Genomic DNA, 18,123 nt, shown 5'->3' with positions numbered 1-18,123 from the left:
ACTTGTATAAAATGAAATCTGGGACAGAATGAACAAAATTCTGACTCAGATTTTTTGTATGATTCGTAATCAATTAAGAAAAGATTAGGTAGTAGATCAGCTTACAGCATTTGAAGAGTTTGATCTATTCACAGGAGAAAAAACGACAAAAGCGCTTAGAGATTCTTTGAGAAACAGTGAGTAAATACAGCACCAAAGAGGACCGATTCAGTCAACCTTTCAGGATTAGACCGGTAAAAGAGGTATTCAGTCGTAGAAAAAACCACCCGTGCGAATGGGTGGTTATGATTCTACGATAGAATAGTATCATTGAAAAAATAATCACTGTTAGAAGCTTCGACCGCCTCCGCCAAAGGTACCGCCACCACTTGAATGGGTGGTGCTTCCGCCTCCGCCACTGCCAGGTGGGGGACTTTTTGGGATACGGCGGGTAGTGACGAATGAGTTCGTTAAGCGATCCGTTTTGTCCGTTAATTTTATTGTTGATTTTTCACGGAACGGGTATTTATACGTACCAGATTTCAACTGATACCTTGAAACTGTCACAAAGTAGAAGACTAAGCTTAAAACCAAAGCAAGGACAATCGAAATCACTATTTCAACAGGTGTTAGGACTTTATAGCGAGTGATTTTACCTGTTTCTTCATCCACGCGATAATGACCACCTGGTACGCCATCTGCGACATATTCATTTGCCTTTGTCAGATAAGCTTGCGCCGCTTCGTAATATGCGTCGTTTGACATTTGATCGTAGACGTCGTCCAAGATCGCATCAATTCGATTATCATCTAGATAGTCGATCATATTTCCTGAAGTAGAGATATAGATTTCACGTTGACCCATATCTAGTAATAAGACGGAGCCGTTATTGTTGTTGCCAACTGCATTTCTTAGATAATCATCAGCAAAATCACGTGGTTCTTCGGAATTCGAAGTTGTCGTCACAATTAAGACTTGCCCCTTGATTTTTTCATTTAGAGGCTGAATCTGTTTTTCCAAGGATTGGATCTGTTCTTGAGTGAACAGGCCAGCTTCATCGTTGATCGGCGGTGTGGCAGCTTGAACAGAAGAGGTCCAGAACAAGCCGATAGCCGTCAAGAAAAATAGGAGGATTTTTTTGCTCATATTAGGTACCCTCCAATCATAAAGAGGATTGCTAAGACGGCAAAGATTCCAAAGGCTGTCAGACCAAGTTTTTTGTGACTGATGGGTAAAACACCACTGACTTTACCTGTTTGTCCATTCATCGCATAGTAGTAGACTTTTTTATTGCTATCGCTGCTACGGTAGGTAACTAGCCATACAGGGAGAAGAACATACTCATTTTTCTCGCTTGTGATATCCGCAGAGGCATGGACGTTCGTTAGTGTCGTATAGCCACTTGCAGTATCTCGTAGCAGTTTTTCTGAATAGTCTTGAAGCTCAGATTGGACTTGCGATTTGATTGCTTGATATTCAATATCACGTTTTTCAGCTTGGAAGCCAGCCAAATACTGACTTTTAAAGTCGATGGCTTTCTCTAAAGGAAATGGTTGAACAGTTTCTACCATTTTTTGTTGGGTATTTTTTGATAAGGCATTTTTTACCAACTCTTTAAAAGAGAGAGAACCTTCTCTGTGTACAGCAAACTGTTTGGTTTCCGTATATTCGATATCACCGACACGCCAGATACGGATAACAGTTCCATTTGCTTGCAGAGAACCATCTACAGTAGCATCAGTTGCCCAATAAGGAAAGTAGACTCCTGTTAATTTATCTATTTGGTCTTTGTTGAAAAACGCTTTGGGAACAAACCATTTTTTCTTTGTCCACGCTAAGAATTTAGTGATGGCTTCTTCTTTTTCTACAGCAAAGGGTAGGACTTTATTCGGTAAAAATTTGCCACTCAGTCGTCCGGACAAAACAACCGGATTATGACAATAATAGCAATAAGTTGCTGCAGTCGTTGCATCTGTCACGATTTCTGCACCACAGCTTGGACAAAGAAACAATTCCATTGTTGCCTCATTATCCTCATTTTCCATCGTTCCAGTTGGTGTTGCATCATCTGCAGAATCAGATAGTCCACCAGCTTCTGTGAATGCTTTTTTTTCTGCATCGTCCATCTGAGCTAGTTGTTCTTCGGCAGTAAAGGTAAATTGATCGGCTCCATTTTCCTCAGCAGAAGTTTGCTGCGTTTGGGCACCGCGAGCTTCTTTTTGTTCTTGTTCGTATTGACTAACTTCTTCTTCCGTATAGATATTTAGACAGTAATCACAATGGAATTTTTGATCATTGGGGTCAAATGTTAAGGGACCACCACAGTTGGGACAATTATGCGTAAGAACATCCATCCGCGCCACACCTTTCTAATACTTAATCAAGTGGGATACCTTTGAATGGTTTTCCGCAATTTGGACAAAACTTAGGGATACCATTTGAAAGATCCACGATTTCATGACATTCACTACATTTCATTTGTAATTTTGGTTGGACGTTTGCGACAGGTTTTGCTGTACCACAGTTCGAGCAGAATTTACCTGTATTTTCTGTGCTGCAGACAGGACAAGTCCAAGTGTTTTCGTTGCCTTGAGCTGCTTGTTGATTTTGTTTTTCTGCTTGTTGTTGGTTGATCTGTTCTTGATTATTTTGTGCAGCTTGTGAAAGGTACGTGCCATTTGCATTCATGCCCATACCCATGCCCATAAAACCAGTCATAGCACCAGCATCATTTTTACCAGCAGCTTCCATTCCACGAGCGATTGATCCTTGGACGTAACCTTCTCGGACGCTAGGATCGCCTAACATAGCGCCTTCGTTTCTCATATTGATCAATTTGACAGAGTCATCTGTATAAGAAATACTTGCGACCGCAACAGAAACGATTTCCATTCCGCGTAGCTCGTTCCATGAGTCATCTAAGACATTTCCCATATATTTACTTAATTCTAGACTTTTAGAAGGAACGTAAGAGATACGTTGTCCATCTGCAGACATTTGGTTGATTGCAGATTGTAAAGCGGTTAAAAATTCTGCTAAATACTGTTCGTTGATATCCGAGATATCCACTTGTGTTTTGTTTTTAGGGATAGCATTGGTATAGAATAAGATCGGATCAGTGATATGGATCGAATACGTACCATGCGCACGTAAAAACAATTCAGCGTTATAAAAATTATCAAAGTAATTGAGTGGTGAACTTGTCCCAAACTTGATTCCTTTTATTTCTTGCAGATTGATATAGAAAACCTGTTGTTTCTGAGGTGTGACACCGCCAAATTTGAAACGGTCGAAAGTTTCTGCAATCGCGCTTTTCAATGAACCATTGAACATTGAGGGAGCAGAATCATTTTTGATCGTATAGTAGCCTTCTTCAGCAGTATAATCGATGATTTTTCCACCATCTACGAGAAGCATCATCATATTTGGATAGACATGGACCACTGAACCATCTGTCAGAACATCTTCTGTGCCTTTTCGGTTTGACCCACGTTTGTCATCTTTTCGTACTTTTACGCCCTTTGTCATGACGGTGGTGTCGCTCATATCATCAGGTTCAATGACCTCGACCCACTGATCTGCTAATCCGCCGCCGATCATGCTTGTTGCTGCTTTGATAAGACCCATAAAAAATTCCTCCCTAATGAAAGTGTTTTTGTAATAGATTGATGATTTCATTATACCATAGGGGAAATGAAAAGCGCTCGGTCGAAAGATGTAGAATCAGACTTCGAACGAAAGAATTTATAGGGAAAAAGCACTCTTATGTGGGAGTAGTTAATGAACGAGCAACGATAAAAAAAGCAGAAACTATACGAGAACTATAGTAGTTTTTTTTTCTAAAATCACGTATAATAAAAGATAGTGAATTTTTAAAAAAAGGGGGATCCTCATGGCATATCAAGCACTTTATCGCGTCTGGCGTTCCCAACGTTTTGACGATATCGTTGGACAAAAAGCAGTTACCCAGACCTTGAAGAATGCTATCGTTTCCCACAAAACTTCTCATGCTTATCTGTTTACAGGACCACGGGGAACTGGTAAAACGAGTGCAGCTAAAATTTTTGCAAAAGCAATCAACTGCCCAAATAGTAAAGATGGTGAACCCTGCAACCAATGTGAAATGTGTCAATCGATCACTGCAGGAACGCAAGAAGATGTCATTGAAATCGATGCAGCAAGCAACAATGGGGTAGAAGAAATCCGCTTTATCCGAGATCGAGCCAATTATGCACCTACTAAAGCAGCGTACAAAATCTATATCATAGACGAAGTCCATATGCTTTCTACCGGAGCATTCAATGCCTTACTTAAAACATTAGAAGAACCAAAAGAAAATGTTATTTTTATTTTAGCAACCACTGAACCGCACAAGATTCCTGCAACAATCATTTCAAGAACACAACGATTTGATTTCAAGCGGATCACCGCAGCAGATATCATTGAACATCTAAAATTTATTTTAGACCAATCAAATATCACGTATGAAGAACCAGCACTGGGCGTGATTGCAAGAGCTGCAGAAGGCGGGATGCGTGATGCTTTAAGTATCATGGATCAAGCAATCTCATTCAGTGATGGGACCGTTACTTTGGATGATGCGATGCAGGTGACCGGAAGTCTGACAAATGAGATGATGGATGAGTATCTAAGCGCGTGTGTGAATAAAGATGTTCCTAAGGCGTTAGAGGCGCTGACCAATATTTTGGCAGCCGGGAAGGAATCTCGCCGTTTCTTAGAGGATCTTTTACAATACTGCCGGGATCTATTGATGTTCCAACAAGCACCGAACCTTTTAGCAGAACAAACGACATCTATCAGAGAGCCTTTTGTGGCACTATCTAAAGAAGTCACAGCTGATCGCTTATTCCAAATGATCCACATATTGAGTGACACACAAAATGAGATTCGTTTTACGAACAGTGCAACGATCTATTTAGAAGTAGCGACAGTCAAATTAGCACAGGCTCCTAGTAATGGTACAAGCCAAGAAAGCGGAGTAGATGATCAGCTTGTGAAGCAGTTGCAAAAAGAAATCAGTGAACTAAAAAAAGAAATCAATGCTATCAAGACCAATGGAGGTGCCAATCAAGCACCTGCCAAGCAAACGCACGCACCTGTTCAGAAAAAGCAAGCAAGTACGTATCGCGTACCAACTGAACGTGTTTATAAAGTATTAAAAGAAGCAACAAGAAAACATTTGAATAATGTCAAAGAAGTTTGGGACGATCTGCTAATGAGCCTATCTGTGACTCAACGAGCGATGCTAAAAGCAAGTGAACCTGTTGCTGCTAGTCCCAATGGCTTAGTGATTGCTTTTGACTATGAGATCGTCTGTCAACGAGCAGCGAATGATGAAGAACTAAAGCTTTCGATCCATAACAACCTTAGTCGGATGATCCAAGATTATGCACCAGAGCCAGTTTATATCACCCGAGAAAGCTGGCCTCTGATCCGTAAAGATTATTTGATCCAAGCAAAAGACAGTGGCACAGAAGATTCATTTGCGCCAGAAGATGAAGCACAAGAAATCGAATTGATTCCTCAAAATGAACCGCAAGAAGAAACGATCGTTACAAAAGCAGAAGAGATATTTGGACCTGACATTGTGACTATCGTCGATGATTAACAAGTGATTATAGAATGAATAATAAGTAAATGAACTAAAGGAGAATGATATTATGATGCGCGGAATGGGCAACATGCAAGGCATGATGAAACAAGTACAAAAAATGCAAAAAGAAATGGTACAGGCACAGGACAAACTGAATGAAACAGAATTTACTGGAGCAGCTACGAATGATTTAGTCAAAGTCGTTTTTACTGGTAACCGCCGCATGAAAGATCTACAAATCAATGAAGGTGTCGTTGATCCGGAAGATACAGAAATGTTACAAGATTTAGTGATCATGGCAGTGAATGATGCACTTGCAAAAATCGATGTAGAAACTGAAAAAACAATGGGAAAATACACAAAGGGCCTACCCTTCTAATTTTTCCTAAAGGGGTAATGAACGATGCAATATCCAGAACCAATCGCAAAGTTGATCGACAGTTACATGAGACTTCCAGGTATCGGTCAAAAAACAGCAACGAGATTAGCTTTTTATACGATCGATATGAAGGATGAAGTGGTCAACGAATTTGCCAAATCTTTGCTAAGTGTAAAACGTGATCTTCATTTTTGTAGTATTTGTGGAAACATCACCGAAGAAGATCCATGTGAGATCTGTAAAGACCCTTCACGAGATCGAGGAGTCATTTTGGTGGTAGAAGAACCTAAGGATGTCATGGCTCTAGAAAAAATGCGTGAATATCATGGTCTTTACCACGTGCTACATGGCGTGCTTTCCCCAATGGAAGGAACTGGACCAGAAGATATCAATATTTCTTCGCTTCTTGAACGACTACATGATGCACAGGTCCAAGAAGTGATCATTGCGACAAATGCTACGACAGAAGGTGAGGCAACGGCGATGTATCTTTCCCGATTGATCAAACCAGCTGGCATCAAAGTGACACGTCTAGCGCATGGCTTGTCCGTTGGTTCAGATATTGAATATGCCGATGAAGTAACGCTTTTGAAAGCTGTCGAGGGCAGACGCGAGTTATAAATTGTTATAAACTAAATTTTTCAGCTACAATAGAGAAGGAACACGAGATGGGGGCAAAAATGTGAACGGACTATTTATCACGATCGAGGGGCCAGATGGTGCAGGTAAAACAAGTGTTTTAAACGAACTATTCCCTCTTTTGAAAAAAGTAGCAAAAACAACGATCATTCAAACAAGAGAGCCAGGAGGTATCCCGATTGCGGAAGAGATCCGCTCAGTGATTCTCGATCCAAAAAACGATCGAATGGATGAGCGGACAGAAGCATTGCTTTACGCAGCAGCTAGAAGACAACATCTAGTCGAAAAAGTCCTACCAGCGCTATCTAAAGGGTATATCGTCTTATGCGATCGCTTTGTGGACAGCTCACTAGCCTATCAAGGGGCTGGTAGACGGATCGGTATTTCTGAGATTGCTCGACTGAATGAGTTTGCTACAGAAGGTACGACACCAGATTTTACCCTTTATCTTGATGTTGATTCAGACACTGGGTTGCGTCGCATTGAAGAACATCGTCACAATCAGATCGATCGCTTAGATTCTGAAGGGCTTGAATTTCATCAACGTGTGCGTCATGCATATTTGAAGTTGGCAGAGGAAAATCCTGAACGCATCCATAAGATCGATGCAAGAAAGAGTTTTGAAGATGTTTTGCAAACTAGTTATAGAGCGATTATTGAACAATATCCACAATTTTTTGAAAATTAGGAAGGTGACTGTATATGAAAATCATTTTAGCTATTATTCAAGACAAAGACAGCAACCGTTTATCAAATGAACTGATCGATGCCAATATTCGTGCGACAAAACTATCTTCAACAGGTGGTTTTTTGAAAGCAGGAAATAGTACATTCATCGTAGGGATCGAAGATGACCGTGTGGAAGATGCGTTAGAGATCATCAAAAAAACTTGCGAATCCAGAAAACAGTTTGTGTCGACCCCAGTCACTTTAGACATCTCTATGGATGGTGGCGTTCCTTATCCAGTAGAAGTTGAAGTAGGCGGAGCAACTGTCTTTGTATTACCAGTTGAAGGATTTCACCAATTTTAGGAGGAGCTATGGATCAAGAATTTACTCTAGATCAAATGCAACCTATCGTGTATCAACAGCTTCAACGTAGCTTTGGGCATGGGCGACTCGCTCATGCTTATCTTTTTGAAGGAGAAAAAGGTACGGGAAAACACGAGATGGGGATTTGGTTAGCACAACATCTTTTTTGTACAGAGATGAAAAACGGACTTCCTTGTGGCACATGTAATAACTGCCAGCGAATCCAAAATCAGGAACATCCTGATGTGTTAACGATCGAACCAGAAGGTCAAACCATCAAAGTGGATCAAATCAGACGGTTGCAAACAGAATTTAGTCGAAGCGGTTATGAGTCACGCAAGAAAGTTTTTCTTGTCAAAGAAGCTGAAAAGATGAATAGCAGTGCAGCCAATAGTTTATTGAAATTTCTAGAAGAACCACCAGGAGAATTTTTGGCGATCCTCGAAACAGATTCAGTCGGGAGAATCTTACCAACTATCCAATCAAGGTGCCAAATCCTCCATTTTCAAGAATTGTCTAAAGAGGTATTGATCCACAAACTGCAAAAAGCGGGGATACCTGTGGAAAAAGCAAAACTTTTGGCGTTCTTAACCAACAGTTTCACAAAAGCAGTTGAAATATCGCAGAATGAATGGTTTAATGATGCTAAGGATTCGATTCAGCAGTGGTTTGTGTACATGCAAAGCAATGATACACAAGCATTCATCTATGTGCAAAAAAAGCTGATAAAGTTATTTAAAGAAAAATCACAGCAGTTTACGGCTTTATCGATCTTACTATTTTATTATCAAGAGGCATTAAAGCAAGCCTTAGAGAAAGACAAAATCATGCAAGTAAAAAAAATCAATCAGACGATCGAGCGTATATTATTTGCAGAACAAAAACTGAGAAGCAATGTCAGCTTTCAAGCAGTAGCAGAACAATTGGTGCTACGAACGATCAACTAAAAAGTAGCAAAAGAAGGATCAAGGGGGAAGGAAATGGTCGAAGTAGTAGGTGTCCGTTATAGAGATGCAGGTCATATCTATTATTTTTCACCTGGTGATTCAACGTATTATTATCAAGAAAAGGTTTTGGTTGAATCTCAGAAAACCTTACATATCGCAACTGTTGCCGTTCCCAAAATAGAAATGGATCCAGAGGACTTGCCAGATAAAGTTAGTCCCATTTTGCATAAAGCAACAGAAAACGAGCTGAAGAAAGATAACAAAAATAGAGAAGATGCGAAACGTGCGTTCAAAATCGCCAAAGATAAAATAGAAAAACATCAACTTGCGATGAAGATTGTACGTGTAGAATATACATTGGATCGCAGCAAACTGATCTTTTCATTTACAGCAGACGGACGTATTGATTTTCGTGAATTAGTCAAAGATCTAGCTGGAGTATTTCGCACGCGAATCGAACTTCAGCAAATCGGTGTGCGAGATGAATCGAAATTGATCGGTGGGATTGGTCCCTGTGGTCGTCCGTTGTGCTGTGCCTCATTTTTAGGAGATTTTGTTCCTGTTTCGATCAAGATGGCAAAAGATCAGGGATTGTCATTGAACCCAACAAAAATCTCTGGATTATGCGGACGTTTGATGTGTTGTCTGCAGTATGAGAGCGAAGAATATGAACGAACAAAAAAAGAACTCCCTGACTTTGGAAACGTAGTAGATACGCCTGATGGTAAAGGGAAAGTCGTTGGATTGAACCTTCTTAATCGTCTTGTAAGCATACGATTAGTTGGAAGGGAAAATCCTGTTGAATATGAATGGGACGAATTAAAAAGTTTCATCAAAGTAGGTGAGATGAATGGATAAACGATCATTATATGACGGTTTGAATCAATTAGAATCAGAGCTTAGAAATACGTTGACTGAATTGGTCGAGATGAAACAAGCCTTACATGAAATCGTTGAAAAAAATACAACGCTAGAGATGGAAAATCAGCGTCTAAGAGAACATTTGCGCGAATTGAACCAAGCAGCACAAGCACCAGCAGAAAATGTGAAACAAGAACTTTCAAAATCACGTATGAACTTAGAAAAGATTTATGAAGAAGGCTTCCATGTCTGTTATGATCTTTATGGTTCAAGAAGAGAAAATGATGAACCTTGTGCCTTTTGTTTAGAAGTCATCTACCGTGAGAGCGGACGCTGATCAAAGTAAATAATAGACTGGAGTAGAAAATCCTGCTCCAGTTTTTTTATAGGAGATAAAAAAATGTTCAACCAAAAAAGTTTTAAAGGAAATCACACAACAGGAACACTTTACTTAGTACCTACGCCAATAGGTAATTTGGAAGATATGACTTATCGAAGTGTTCGGATGTTGCAAGAAGTTGCATTGATTGCAAGTGAGGATACACGAAATACGCAAAAATTATTGAATCATTTTGAGATCCATACGCCCCAGAAAAGTTTGCATGAACACAACTATAAAGAGCGTATTCCTCAATTTCTGGAAGTATTGAAAAACGGTCAGTCGATTGCTCAAGTCAGTGATGCTGGCATGCCTTCGATCAGCGATCCAGGGCACGAATTGGTAGTTGCTTGTATCGAAGAAGGTATTCCTGTTGTTTCCTTACCAGGTGCAACGGCCGGTATGACAGCGCTGATTGCTTCTGGTCTACTGCCACAACCATTCCTATTTTATGGATTTTTAGGAAGAAAGAAGAAAGAGCAAGAAAATACATTAGAAAAATTAAAGAATCATACGGCAACACTGATTTTTTATGAATCTCCTTATCGAATCAGTGGGACTTTAAAAAACATGTTAACTGTTTTAGGAAATCGTCAGGTCGTATTATGTCGCGAATTGACGAAAATCCATGAAGAATATTTGCGGGGAACTATCGAAGAATTGCTTTCCTATATTGAAGACCAACCAATCAAAGGGGAATGCTGTCTTCTCGTAGAAGGAAGTACAGGGATTCAGGAAGAAACAATTGAGATTGTCGGTTCATTGAAAGAGCAAGTGGAACAATTGATTGCAGAAGGCAAAAAAACCAATGAAGCAATCAAAGCCGTAGCCGTACAAAACGGATTAAAAAAGCAAGAAGTCTATCGCCAATTCCATGAATTAGACGAGGAATAAACTGGAAATCATAAGGATCTCTTCAATACATGATGGCTCATTGCCAGATGAGCGTGGGACAAAAGTAAGAAACACTTTTGTCTCATACTTTAAAAACAAATAAACGGTGGGAGCAGAAGCAACTCCTTCTTAATAAGCCGAAATTCACAAAAATTTGAAAAGCAATTTTCCTTAATTTCTTCTTATTTCTCGGAGTTAAACACTTCTGTCCCAGCCTCAAAAAGTATAGAGCCTAAAAAGAGCGTTCCAAGAGTTGCAGCTAACTCTGGAACGCTCTTTTTATGACATTTACTTAAATAAGTCCTCATAACTCAGTTGACTCGCCGTATCCAATTGTTCAAACAGGCGTGTCAAACGATGAAAATCTATGAAGCGCGCTTGACGTTCGATCTCCTTTTGCTCATGAAAAATCAAAATAACTGGAGCAGTCAATACTTGGAACGTACTAGCTACTTCTGGTGTTTCTACAGCATCCAAGTGAAAACTTGGAAATGCGTAGTGGGACAATAATTCTTCAAAGCGAGGCTTTACAGCCTGACAAACACTGCAATTTGGCATCGATAAGTAAACAACAACAGTTTCTGCTTGAGTGAGTGCGGCTTGGACTTCAGATAGATCAGTTGTTTTTTTCATAGGATCATTCCTTTCTGGTAGCAATCAGCAAGTTATTAAATTAACCAGTAATAAGAAAGCTACGAAGAAAATACTGTTCTTATTTAAACAGAATTACAGAATATGTCAATTGAATTGCTTTTTAGATAAAAACAAAAAAATAAGAGTTGTGTAAATTATAACAACTTCTCTTGTTTTTTTTTAGTGGAAAGCGTATATTATTTTGGCAAATGTAGCTTAAAGTAAGGGGAGAAATCATGTTTTCTTTTTTACCAAATTCGGTTTTGCAGATGAGTACGATCTTTTTATCGATCGTGATTGAAGCACTACCATTTGTATTATTGGGTTGTCTCATCTCTGGGGCCCTCCAAGTTTTTTTAACACCAGAAAGAGTAAAGCGTTGGCTACCTAAAAATCGGTTTTTATCGATTTTGACTGGCTCGATCTTAGGATTTTTCTTTCCTTCCTGTGAGTGTGGCATCGTTCCCATCGTTCATCAATTTGTAAAAAAAGGCGTTCCTGTACACACTGCTTTCGCATTTATGCTTACTGCGCCGATCATCAATCCGATCGTGATTTTTTCTACTTTTATCGCTTTCGGTAACTCATGGGTAATGGCAGGTTGGCGGATGCTTGGTAGTTTTGTTGTAGCACTCATCATAGGTATTTGGTTAGCCTATTTCCAAAAGGAATCTGTATTAAAAGAGAAGATAAGCCAAAAAATTGAAACATCCACGCACCATCATCATGAAATCACTGGAATAAAGACAAATAAAGTGAAACGATTCGGACAGCAAACAGGACACGTTTTGACTCATAGCATTGATGAGTTTTTTGACACAGGCCGGTATTTGATTATCGGTGGGCTGATCGCTGCTGGTATGCAAACCTATTTACCAACGCGAGTGATGTTGACCCTTGGATCGACAAAAATCTTGGCGATCGTCATTATGCTGATACTTGCTTTTACAATGTCCCTCTGTTCAGAAGCGGATGCCTTCATTGGTTCATCCTTACTAAGTCTATTTGGGACCGCACCAGTTGTGGCATTTTTAGTGTTTGGTCCAATGGTTGACATCAAAAACCTGTTGATGATGAAACGTTACTTCAATGGTCGTTTCATTGTCTCGCTGATTGCTTTGATCGCCATCAGTGTGATTGGCTTTACATTATTCATCTAGGAGGGAAAACATGTTACGATTTTTGATACTATCCGGTTATTTTGAATTGATGATGTACCTGCAAGTATCAGGTAAGTTAGATCAGTACATCAATGTACATTATCGTTACTTAGCGATCCTTTCGATGATTTTGTCTGCATTACTTGCGCTTGTCCAATTATACGTTTGGGTCAAAAGTGATTCAGCCAAAAGAGATCACGACGAGCATCACCACGACGAGCATCATCATGAAGAACATGACCATGGTCTATCGACTCCTTGGCAGCGTGGGATTGCTTATGTTTTACTGGCTTTGCCTATCATTGTCGGCACACTTTTTCCAACAGTTAGTTTGGATACGACGATTGTTGAAGCAAAAGGGTTCAATTTTCCAGTAAGCAAAGAATCAGTTGGCGATCCAGAAATGCAGACACAATATTTGAAACCAGATACCAGCATTTATTTCAATAAATCAGATTACTTGGATCAGATGAATCAGTTGAAAGCAAAATATGGTGACAAAGAAAAAATCACGATCACTGATGAGAATTACTTAGAAATCATGGAATTGATTTATAATTATCCAAGCGAATTCATTGGTAAAAAAATATCCTATGAAGGCTTTGTGTATCAAACGCCAAACGGGGAACAGGAAGACAGCTTTTTATTTCGTTTCGGCATCATTCACTGTGTCGCCGATTCAGGAGTTTTTGGACTGCTCACACACATGCCCGATGGGACATCGATCAAAAACGATGAGTGGTACAAAGTCGAAGGAACGATCCAATCCGATTATTATGAACCTTTCAAGCGAGAAATCCCTTCGGTTGAAGTAAGCAAAGCAACCAAAGTCGCTGCACCAAAAAATCAATATGTCTACCGATCATTTTAATGAAAGTGTAAAGAAAACTTTGTGACGAAAAGAGGTTGAGACAAAAGTCGTTTCGGTTTGAGAAATTGGAGAGAAAAACGAGGCTGGGGCAGAAGTGTTTAACTCCGAGAAATAAGAAGAGACTAACGAAAATTGCTTTTCAAATTTTTGTGAATTTCGGCTTATTTAAGAAGGAGTTGCTTCTGCTCCCACCGTTTATCTATTTTTAAAGAATAAGATAAAAGTGTTTCTTACTTTTGTCCCATGTTCTTTTTCGTCAAAAGTTTTTTTGTGTGGATCATTTTTTCGCTGATCTAAGTAAAAGTGAGAGTTGCACTTTTTACTGATTGATATCGATTACATATATGTTAGTATCGTACCGTATAGACAAAATCAATAAAAAATTTTTCTATCATTGGGGAAAAGAAGCGCTAGAAAAGGTCACTTTAAACAACTGTTTGTGATTTGATTTTTTTCGTCTTCCGATAGAGCATCAACGTATGCCTGAAAAATAATGAAAGAGGAAATTATCCATGAAGAAAATCAAATTTTCGAAAACTTTTTCATTTATCTTGCTCTTTACGCTTTTCTTGATCTTTCTAAGTTACTATGTCAATCGATCGACCGAAGAGACACTAGAAAATATTAGTTATACTTATATTTTAGGATTGTATTTCTTTTGGTTAGGTACTTGCCTTCCTAAACTAAACAAGCTACTTGCCCGTATTTTTTTAGTCATAGGCAGTTGTTTTTATATGTATCTTTTCCTTTATTATATGTTCGGATTTCATAACCCATATTGGGGGAACTGATCAAAGCAGTCACTGGAGGCAATATCAGTAACCGACCGAATACAGATGATGAGCGCCTGTTCACTAGAACTATCTGATCGTTATATGCGCGACATGTTGATCATGATTTCACTTTCGATAAGTGGGATAAAATCAGCATGTTTTTTTGTTGTATTTCATTCTTCTCTGCATTTTACATATTTACGTATTCAAAATGAAAGCGTACAATAGAAAAAAATCACAAATGAAAAAAGAGGTGTAAGATGATTGAATTTTGGAATTTGACAAAGAACTATGGGAAAAAAGTAGCTTTGAAAGAGTTAACGTTAACGATTGAGCAAGGGGAAATATTTGGATTTTTAGGTCATAATGGTGCAGGAAAATCAACTACGATCAAAAGTCTAGTAAGTATTATCGAACCTTCTTCTGGTTCAATAGTGGTCGATGGCAAAGATTTGTCGACAAATCGTTTAGAAATAAAAAAGAAGATCGGCTATGTACCGGATTCGCCAGACATATTTTTGCAATTGACGGCTGGAGAGTATTGGGATCTGATTGCTGCAGCTTATGAAATAGAACCGGCACAAAAAGAAAAACGTTTAGCTGAGTTGACTACACTTTTTGATCTGGGGAGAAATCAGGAAGAGACGATCGCAAGTTTTTCTCATGGAATGAGGCAAAAAACGATCCTGATCGGAACCTTATTGCCTGATCCAGATATCTGGGTGTTGGATGAACCACTGCAAGGACTTGATCCCCAGGCGGCTTATGATCTGAAAGAAATGATGAAAGCGCATGCGGCAAAAGGAAAGACCGTGATTTTTTCAACTCATGTACTAGATACTGCGCAACAATTGTGTGATAAGATTGCTATCTTGAAAAAAGGAGAGCTGATCTATCATGGAAAAGTACAAGATTTATTGAATGAATCGCCAGCGGATACATTAGAGACGATCTATTTGAAAATGGCGGGGAGACAATCCGCAGGTGAGACGTATGAATAAACAACAACTGATCGAACTGATCCGTGTCAATCTTTTATACGTGAATCCGCAAATGACTAATAAGGCTCGAGAAAAAGGAAAGAAAGGAAAAAGTCTTTCACGTTATTTGATGTTACAGTTTGTGCTTTCTGGCTTAGCATTTTTATTGATTTATAGTGTTACCATGTTTGCCGTTGATTTTAATCGCATGCCAGGTTTTTTTACTTACTATGTGGCACTGTTTAGCTTATTGGGATTGTCACAAAGTATTTCTGTTATCTATAACATCTTTTTTGAAGGAACCGATCTTCAAGCATTTCTACCTTTGCCATTTAGACAGAGTCAACTATTCCTATCGAAGATCCTAGTAGTAGCGATGACTATCGCTCCCTTTGTTTTCCCGTTACTTGTGTTATTCCTATTAACTGGTTGGCGAGCACAACACTTTTTCCTAGTGACGATTTTCTTCGCATTCTTATTATTTGCGCTATTTCTTATCTTGCTTTTTTGTATCGCTAGTTTACTCGTCTTTGGACTTGCGCAAACATCATTGTTCAAAAAACATAAAAAAGCAGTGACTAGTCTTTTACTTGGTGGATCGATGGTCATTGCAGTAGTCGGAATCATGTGGATGAATCATCAAACGGTTGATATTAGCGTAGGATTGGCTGATCGACAACCGCTCGTGTTTCTTTTACCTTTTTATCATGTGATGAATCAGCCGTTTTCTACAAATGGGCTACTCAATCTTGGTATCATTTTGGTAACAGTTCTCGTGTTATTATTTGCCATTCGCTCATTGATCGTGCCAAAACTAACTGATCAGCTAACTGCGTCAACAACTGAGGTAAAAGCGAAGCGTAAACACAAAAAAAATCAGACCTTACGACAATTATTGTTTAACTACAATATGCAGTTAGTCGAAGAGCCTAGCCTGATCTTACAAGTTATTTCATCCTCGTTAATAACGCCGATTATTTTTATTATTGCCTTTGCTGTGGGGGATGGGATAAATTTAAGTACACTTGATATTCGTTTGATCGGGGTAGTTTTTTTCACTGGAATCGTCTTAGCTTCCTTGACGGTCAATCAAACATCCTTTGTCAGTAATCTGATTTCTTTAGACCAAGAAAATTATTTTTTCATCCGTTCATTGCCACTCTCCATGAAGCGCTATTTAAAAGAAAAATTTCGTTTTGGTTGGTTATTACAGAGTTGCCTATCAGGAGGAATTGCGATAATAGCTGGCTTGATTTTCCGCTTACCGCTTCTTTTTTTACTTAGTTTCTTACTAGGTACCTTAATTGGCACTTACATCTTATCACTGCGTTACTTTGCCCGAGACTATCGACTGCTTCTATTAAATTGGACGAACATCAATCAACTCTTTACCCGTGGAGCAGGAAACCTAGGATTGGTAGCGATGTTGATGGGGACGATGATTGGTAGTGTGATCATCCTAGTCATATATGGGATCTCCACACTTATGTTTTCGTTTTGGCTCGTTAATGGGATTGCTTTTGCTATCCTCATCCCTGGTGTGCTTTGGCTTATTCGATACTACCAAAAGAATTTTTGGGAAAAACTATAAAATAGGCGATAGAGTGGAAATGAGGTCGAGACAAAAGTCGTTTATTCGAGAGTCTGTAGCAAAAACTGATTTTAAATTTGTCTCGACCTCTTTTTATATTGGAGAAAGAGCGTACCTCATTTCCCATACTGTTGATTATTTGATTCGTTTTTTTCTTTTTAACAGTATTGATTCTCTCTTGACTTTGAAATTGCGGATGTTATGGTTGAAGACTTCTGACAGAACTAGTCCTAATGCGATCGCACCAGCAATCATAATGGCTTGGACAGCATAGTTCGCTGCCTCTTGGTAGGAACTTGTCACGAGATTTCTGACTGCCTGATAGGCTAATCCACCCGGAACTAATGGAACCATGCCGGGGATATTAAAGATAGTTACAGGCATTTTTAAGCGTTTAGAGAAAATGTTACTGATGAAAGCCACGCCAAGGGAACCCAGTAATGAACCAAAAGCGGGGCTACCGCCAAAATCAACACAAGTCCAATAGATCATCCAACCGAATGCACCGGATAGACCACAGTAGATCAATGCTCGTCTAGGAACATTGGTGATGATCGCAAAAGCTGCAGTAGCTAAAAAGCTAAATAAGAATTGAATAAATAGATTCCACATCATCATGTTCCTTTCCTAATAAAAAAGTTGGAAGATAAAGGCGATTGCAAAGCCAATCATCGTAGCTGTCATCATGGCTTCTGTTCCTCTGGAAACACCAGAAATATAGTGTCCAGCAAGTAGATCACGGATGGCATTCGTGATTTGTACCCCAGGGACAAGGGGCATGACACAACCAATGATGATCAAATCCTGATTGATTCCAAGACCAATTCGAGTACTAAGGATAGCGGCTACACCAATCAATAAGGAAGAAAGAAACTCAGATAAGAATTTAATACGGAAAAATTTCAAACTGTATAAATAAATTGCATAGCCAATTCCGCCAATGATCACAGTAATTGGTAAATCACGCATCTCCCCACCAAACAGCACCATGATCGTTCCACTAATGATCGCTGCGCTGACAATCTGAAGCCAGACGGGGAAGAAAGAGCGATCTTTGTCGATTTCTTGTAATTCTTGGTACAATTCGTCTAGTGTCAGCTGACCGGCAACATATTTTCTGGATAAATTGTTCACTTTAACAACCTTTTCTAAATTGATCGATCGGTTCGTGATCTGCTCCATACGAATCGTCGACGTTCGATCAAATCCAATGAAGAGTCCGGTTTGTGTCACATAGCTAACTAAGCGATAACTGCCGGATGCAAGAGCAATCCGACTCATCGTATCTTCTACCCGATACATTTCAGCATTGCTTTCCATCATGATTTTTCCAGCCAATAAGCAGGTATCGAGTAACAAATTCAATTCTTTTTCCGACATAGCATCTTCTC

The 18,123-nt window shown here is 39.3% G+C and carries 19 protein-coding genes; 13 read left to right on the top strand and 6 right to left on the bottom strand.

The annotated features are described in order from the left end of the window. Positions 1 to 327 precede the first annotated feature (327 nt). From CJZ72_RS01745 to CJZ72_RS01735, 3 genes are read right to left on the bottom strand one after another with little or no spacing between them, the layout of a single operon-like run. On the bottom strand, positions 328 to 1,125 hold the full coding sequence (locus CJZ72_RS01745; RefSeq protein WP_081134841.1) for a TPM domain-containing protein: 798 nt from the start codon (positions 1,123 to 1,125) through the stop codon (positions 328 to 330). Continuing rightward, a complete protein-coding gene (locus CJZ72_RS01740) occupies positions 1,122 to 2,333 on the bottom strand; it encodes an ATP-binding protein (RefSeq protein WP_095443574.1) in 1,212 nt (403 codons plus the stop codon). The genes CJZ72_RS01745 and CJZ72_RS01740 overlap by 4 nt, the downstream gene beginning before the upstream one ends. 22 nt (positions 2,334 to 2,355) lie before the next feature. Next, positions 2,356 to 3,606: an SPFH domain-containing protein gene (locus CJZ72_RS01735; protein ID WP_005878267.1), complete on the bottom strand. Its 1,251-nt coding sequence runs from the start codon at positions 3,604 to 3,606 to the stop codon at positions 2,356 to 2,358. 265 nt (positions 3,607 to 3,871) lie between these two features. Between CJZ72_RS01735 and dnaX the strand changes: the two genes are divergently transcribed. The 9 genes from dnaX (at position 3,872) to rsmI (ending at position 10,724) form a co-directional block, all read left to right on the top strand. Further along, on the top strand, positions 3,872 to 5,608 hold the full coding sequence (gene dnaX / locus CJZ72_RS01730) for a DNA polymerase III subunit gamma/tau (protein ID WP_095443573.1): 1,737 nt from the start codon (positions 3,872 to 3,874) through the stop codon (positions 5,606 to 5,608). A 52-nt stretch (positions 5,609 to 5,660) separates the two neighbouring features. After that, positions 5,661 to 5,972, top strand: a complete 312-nt coding sequence (locus CJZ72_RS01725) for a YbaB/EbfC family nucleoid-associated protein (RefSeq protein WP_016177351.1) — start codon at positions 5,661 to 5,663, stop codon at positions 5,970 to 5,972. Positions 5,973 to 5,996: 24 nt separating this feature from the next. Beyond that, complete coding sequence (gene recR / locus CJZ72_RS01720; protein WP_005878273.1) at positions 5,997 to 6,593, top strand: recombination mediator RecR; 597 nt, start codon at positions 5,997 to 5,999, stop codon at positions 6,591 to 6,593. 61 nt (positions 6,594 to 6,654) lie between these two features. Next, positions 6,655 to 7,299: a dTMP kinase gene (gene tmk / locus CJZ72_RS01715; RefSeq protein WP_005878275.1), complete on the top strand. Its 645-nt coding sequence runs from the start codon at positions 6,655 to 6,657 to the stop codon at positions 7,297 to 7,299. 14 nt (positions 7,300 to 7,313) lie between these two features. Then, positions 7,314 to 7,643, top strand: coding sequence for a cyclic-di-AMP receptor (locus tag CJZ72_RS01710; RefSeq protein ID WP_005878277.1), 330 nt, complete (start codon positions 7,314 to 7,316; stop codon positions 7,641 to 7,643). An 8-nt stretch (positions 7,644 to 7,651) separates the two neighbouring features. Then, complete coding sequence (gene holB, locus CJZ72_RS01705; protein ID WP_081134835.1) at positions 7,652 to 8,590, top strand: DNA polymerase III subunit delta'; 939 nt, start codon at positions 7,652 to 7,654, stop codon at positions 8,588 to 8,590. A gap of 33 nt (positions 8,591 to 8,623) precedes the next feature. Beyond that, positions 8,624 to 9,448, top strand: a complete 825-nt coding sequence (locus CJZ72_RS01700; protein WP_005878282.1) for a PSP1 domain-containing protein — start codon at positions 8,624 to 8,626, stop codon at positions 9,446 to 9,448. Next, positions 9,441 to 9,788, top strand: coding sequence for a DNA replication initiation control protein YabA (locus CJZ72_RS01695; protein ID WP_005878284.1), 348 nt, complete (start codon positions 9,441 to 9,443; stop codon positions 9,786 to 9,788). Before CJZ72_RS01700 ends, CJZ72_RS01695 begins: the two co-directional genes overlap by 8 nt. 63 nt (positions 9,789 to 9,851) lie before the next feature. After that, the gene (gene rsmI / locus CJZ72_RS01690) at positions 9,852 to 10,724 is read left to right on the top strand and encodes a 16S rRNA (cytidine(1402)-2'-O)-methyltransferase (RefSeq protein WP_081134833.1); all 873 of its coding nucleotides are present in this window, start codon (positions 9,852 to 9,854) and stop codon (positions 10,722 to 10,724) included. Between the two features lie 288 nt (positions 10,725 to 11,012). Here rsmI and CJZ72_RS01685 read toward each other — a convergent pair whose 3' ends face one another. Then, positions 11,013 to 11,357 carry a thioredoxin family protein gene (locus CJZ72_RS01685; protein WP_081134832.1) on the bottom strand — a complete coding sequence of 115 codons (345 nt, stop codon included), beginning with the start codon at positions 11,355 to 11,357 and terminating at the stop codon, positions 11,013 to 11,015. A 236-nt stretch (positions 11,358 to 11,593) separates the two neighbouring features. Here CJZ72_RS01685 and CJZ72_RS01680 point away from each other — a divergent pair, with 236 nt between their 5' ends. The 4 genes from CJZ72_RS01680 (at position 11,594) to CJZ72_RS01660 (ending at position 16,732) form a co-directional block, all read left to right on the top strand. Further along, entirely contained in the window at positions 11,594 to 12,517 is a 924-nt protein-coding gene (locus CJZ72_RS01680) for a permease (RefSeq protein ID WP_081134830.1), read from the top strand. A gap of 10 nt (positions 12,518 to 12,527) precedes the next feature. After that, positions 12,528 to 13,388, top strand: coding sequence for a TIGR03943 family putative permease subunit (locus CJZ72_RS01675; protein WP_081134829.1), 861 nt, complete (start codon positions 12,528 to 12,530; stop codon positions 13,386 to 13,388). Between the two features lie 1,033 nt (positions 13,389 to 14,421). Beyond that, entirely contained in the window at positions 14,422 to 15,162 is a 741-nt protein-coding gene (locus CJZ72_RS01665; protein WP_005878294.1) for an ABC transporter ATP-binding protein, read from the top strand. After that, the gene (locus CJZ72_RS01660; RefSeq protein WP_095443572.1) at positions 15,155 to 16,732 is read left to right on the top strand and encodes an ABC transporter; all 1,578 of its coding nucleotides are present in this window, start codon (positions 15,155 to 15,157) and stop codon (positions 16,730 to 16,732) included. Before CJZ72_RS01665 ends, CJZ72_RS01660 begins: the two co-directional genes overlap by 8 nt. A gap of 135 nt (positions 16,733 to 16,867) precedes the next feature. Here CJZ72_RS01660 and CJZ72_RS01655 read toward each other — a convergent pair whose 3' ends face one another. Then, a complete protein-coding gene (locus tag CJZ72_RS01655) occupies positions 16,868 to 17,344 on the bottom strand; it encodes a threonine/serine exporter family protein (RefSeq protein WP_081134867.1) in 477 nt (158 codons plus the stop codon). A gap of 15 nt (positions 17,345 to 17,359) precedes the next feature. Further along, complete coding sequence (locus CJZ72_RS01650; RefSeq protein ID WP_005878300.1) at positions 17,360 to 18,112, bottom strand: threonine/serine exporter family protein; 753 nt, start codon at positions 18,110 to 18,112, stop codon at positions 17,360 to 17,362. Positions 18,113 to 18,123: the final 11 nt, after the last annotated feature.

The organism is Enterococcus durans (genome assembly GCF_002277935.1).
Taxonomy (GTDB): Bacteria; Bacillota; Bacilli; order Lactobacillales; family Enterococcaceae; genus Enterococcus_B; species Enterococcus_B durans.
The sequence above is the reverse complement of the archived record's forward strand: the minus strand, read 5'-3'. Positions and strand labels throughout refer to the sequence as shown.

Coding starts and splice junctions, on each gene's coding strand:
- CJZ72_RS01745 (WP_081134841.1), bottom strand. CDS start 1,125: ATGAGCAAAAAAATCCTCCTATTTTTCTTGACGGCTATCGGCTTGTTC.
- CJZ72_RS01740 (WP_095443574.1), bottom strand. CDS start 2,333: ATGGATGTTCTTACGCATAATTGTCCCAACTGTGGTGGTCCCTTAACA.
- CJZ72_RS01735 (WP_005878267.1), bottom strand. CDS start 3,606: ATGGGTCTTATCAAAGCAGCAACAAGCATGATCGGCGGCGGATTAGCA.
- dnaX (WP_095443573.1), top strand. CDS start 3,872: ATGGCATATCAAGCACTTTATCGCGTCTGGCGTTCCCAACGTTTTGAC.
- CJZ72_RS01725 (WP_016177351.1), top strand. CDS start 5,661: ATGATGCGCGGAATGGGCAACATGCAAGGCATGATGAAACAAGTACAA.
- recR (WP_005878273.1), top strand. CDS start 5,997: ATGCAATATCCAGAACCAATCGCAAAGTTGATCGACAGTTACATGAGA.
- CJZ72_RS01710 (WP_005878277.1), top strand. CDS start 7,314: ATGAAAATCATTTTAGCTATTATTCAAGACAAAGACAGCAACCGTTTA.
- holB (WP_081134835.1), top strand. CDS start 7,652: ATGGATCAAGAATTTACTCTAGATCAAATGCAACCTATCGTGTATCAA.
- CJZ72_RS01700 (WP_005878282.1), top strand. CDS start 8,624: ATGGTCGAAGTAGTAGGTGTCCGTTATAGAGATGCAGGTCATATCTAT.
- CJZ72_RS01695 (WP_005878284.1), top strand. CDS start 9,441: ATGGATAAACGATCATTATATGACGGTTTGAATCAATTAGAATCAGAG.
- rsmI (WP_081134833.1), top strand. CDS start 9,852: ATGTTCAACCAAAAAAGTTTTAAAGGAAATCACACAACAGGAACACTT.
- CJZ72_RS01685 (WP_081134832.1), bottom strand. CDS start 11,357: ATGAAAAAAACAACTGATCTATCTGAAGTCCAAGCCGCACTCACTCAA.
- CJZ72_RS01680 (WP_081134830.1), top strand. CDS start 11,594: ATGTTTTCTTTTTTACCAAATTCGGTTTTGCAGATGAGTACGATCTTT.
- CJZ72_RS01675 (WP_081134829.1), top strand. CDS start 12,528: ATGTTACGATTTTTGATACTATCCGGTTATTTTGAATTGATGATGTAC.
- CJZ72_RS01665 (WP_005878294.1), top strand. CDS start 14,422: ATGATTGAATTTTGGAATTTGACAAAGAACTATGGGAAAAAAGTAGCT.
- CJZ72_RS01660 (WP_095443572.1), top strand. CDS start 15,155: ATGAATAAACAACAACTGATCGAACTGATCCGTGTCAATCTTTTATAC.
- CJZ72_RS01655 (WP_081134867.1), bottom strand. CDS start 17,344: ATGTGGAATCTATTTATTCAATTCTTATTTAGCTTTTTAGCTACTGCA.
- CJZ72_RS01650 (WP_005878300.1), bottom strand. CDS start 18,112: ATGTCGGAAAAAGAATTGAATTTGTTACTCGATACCTGCTTATTGGCT.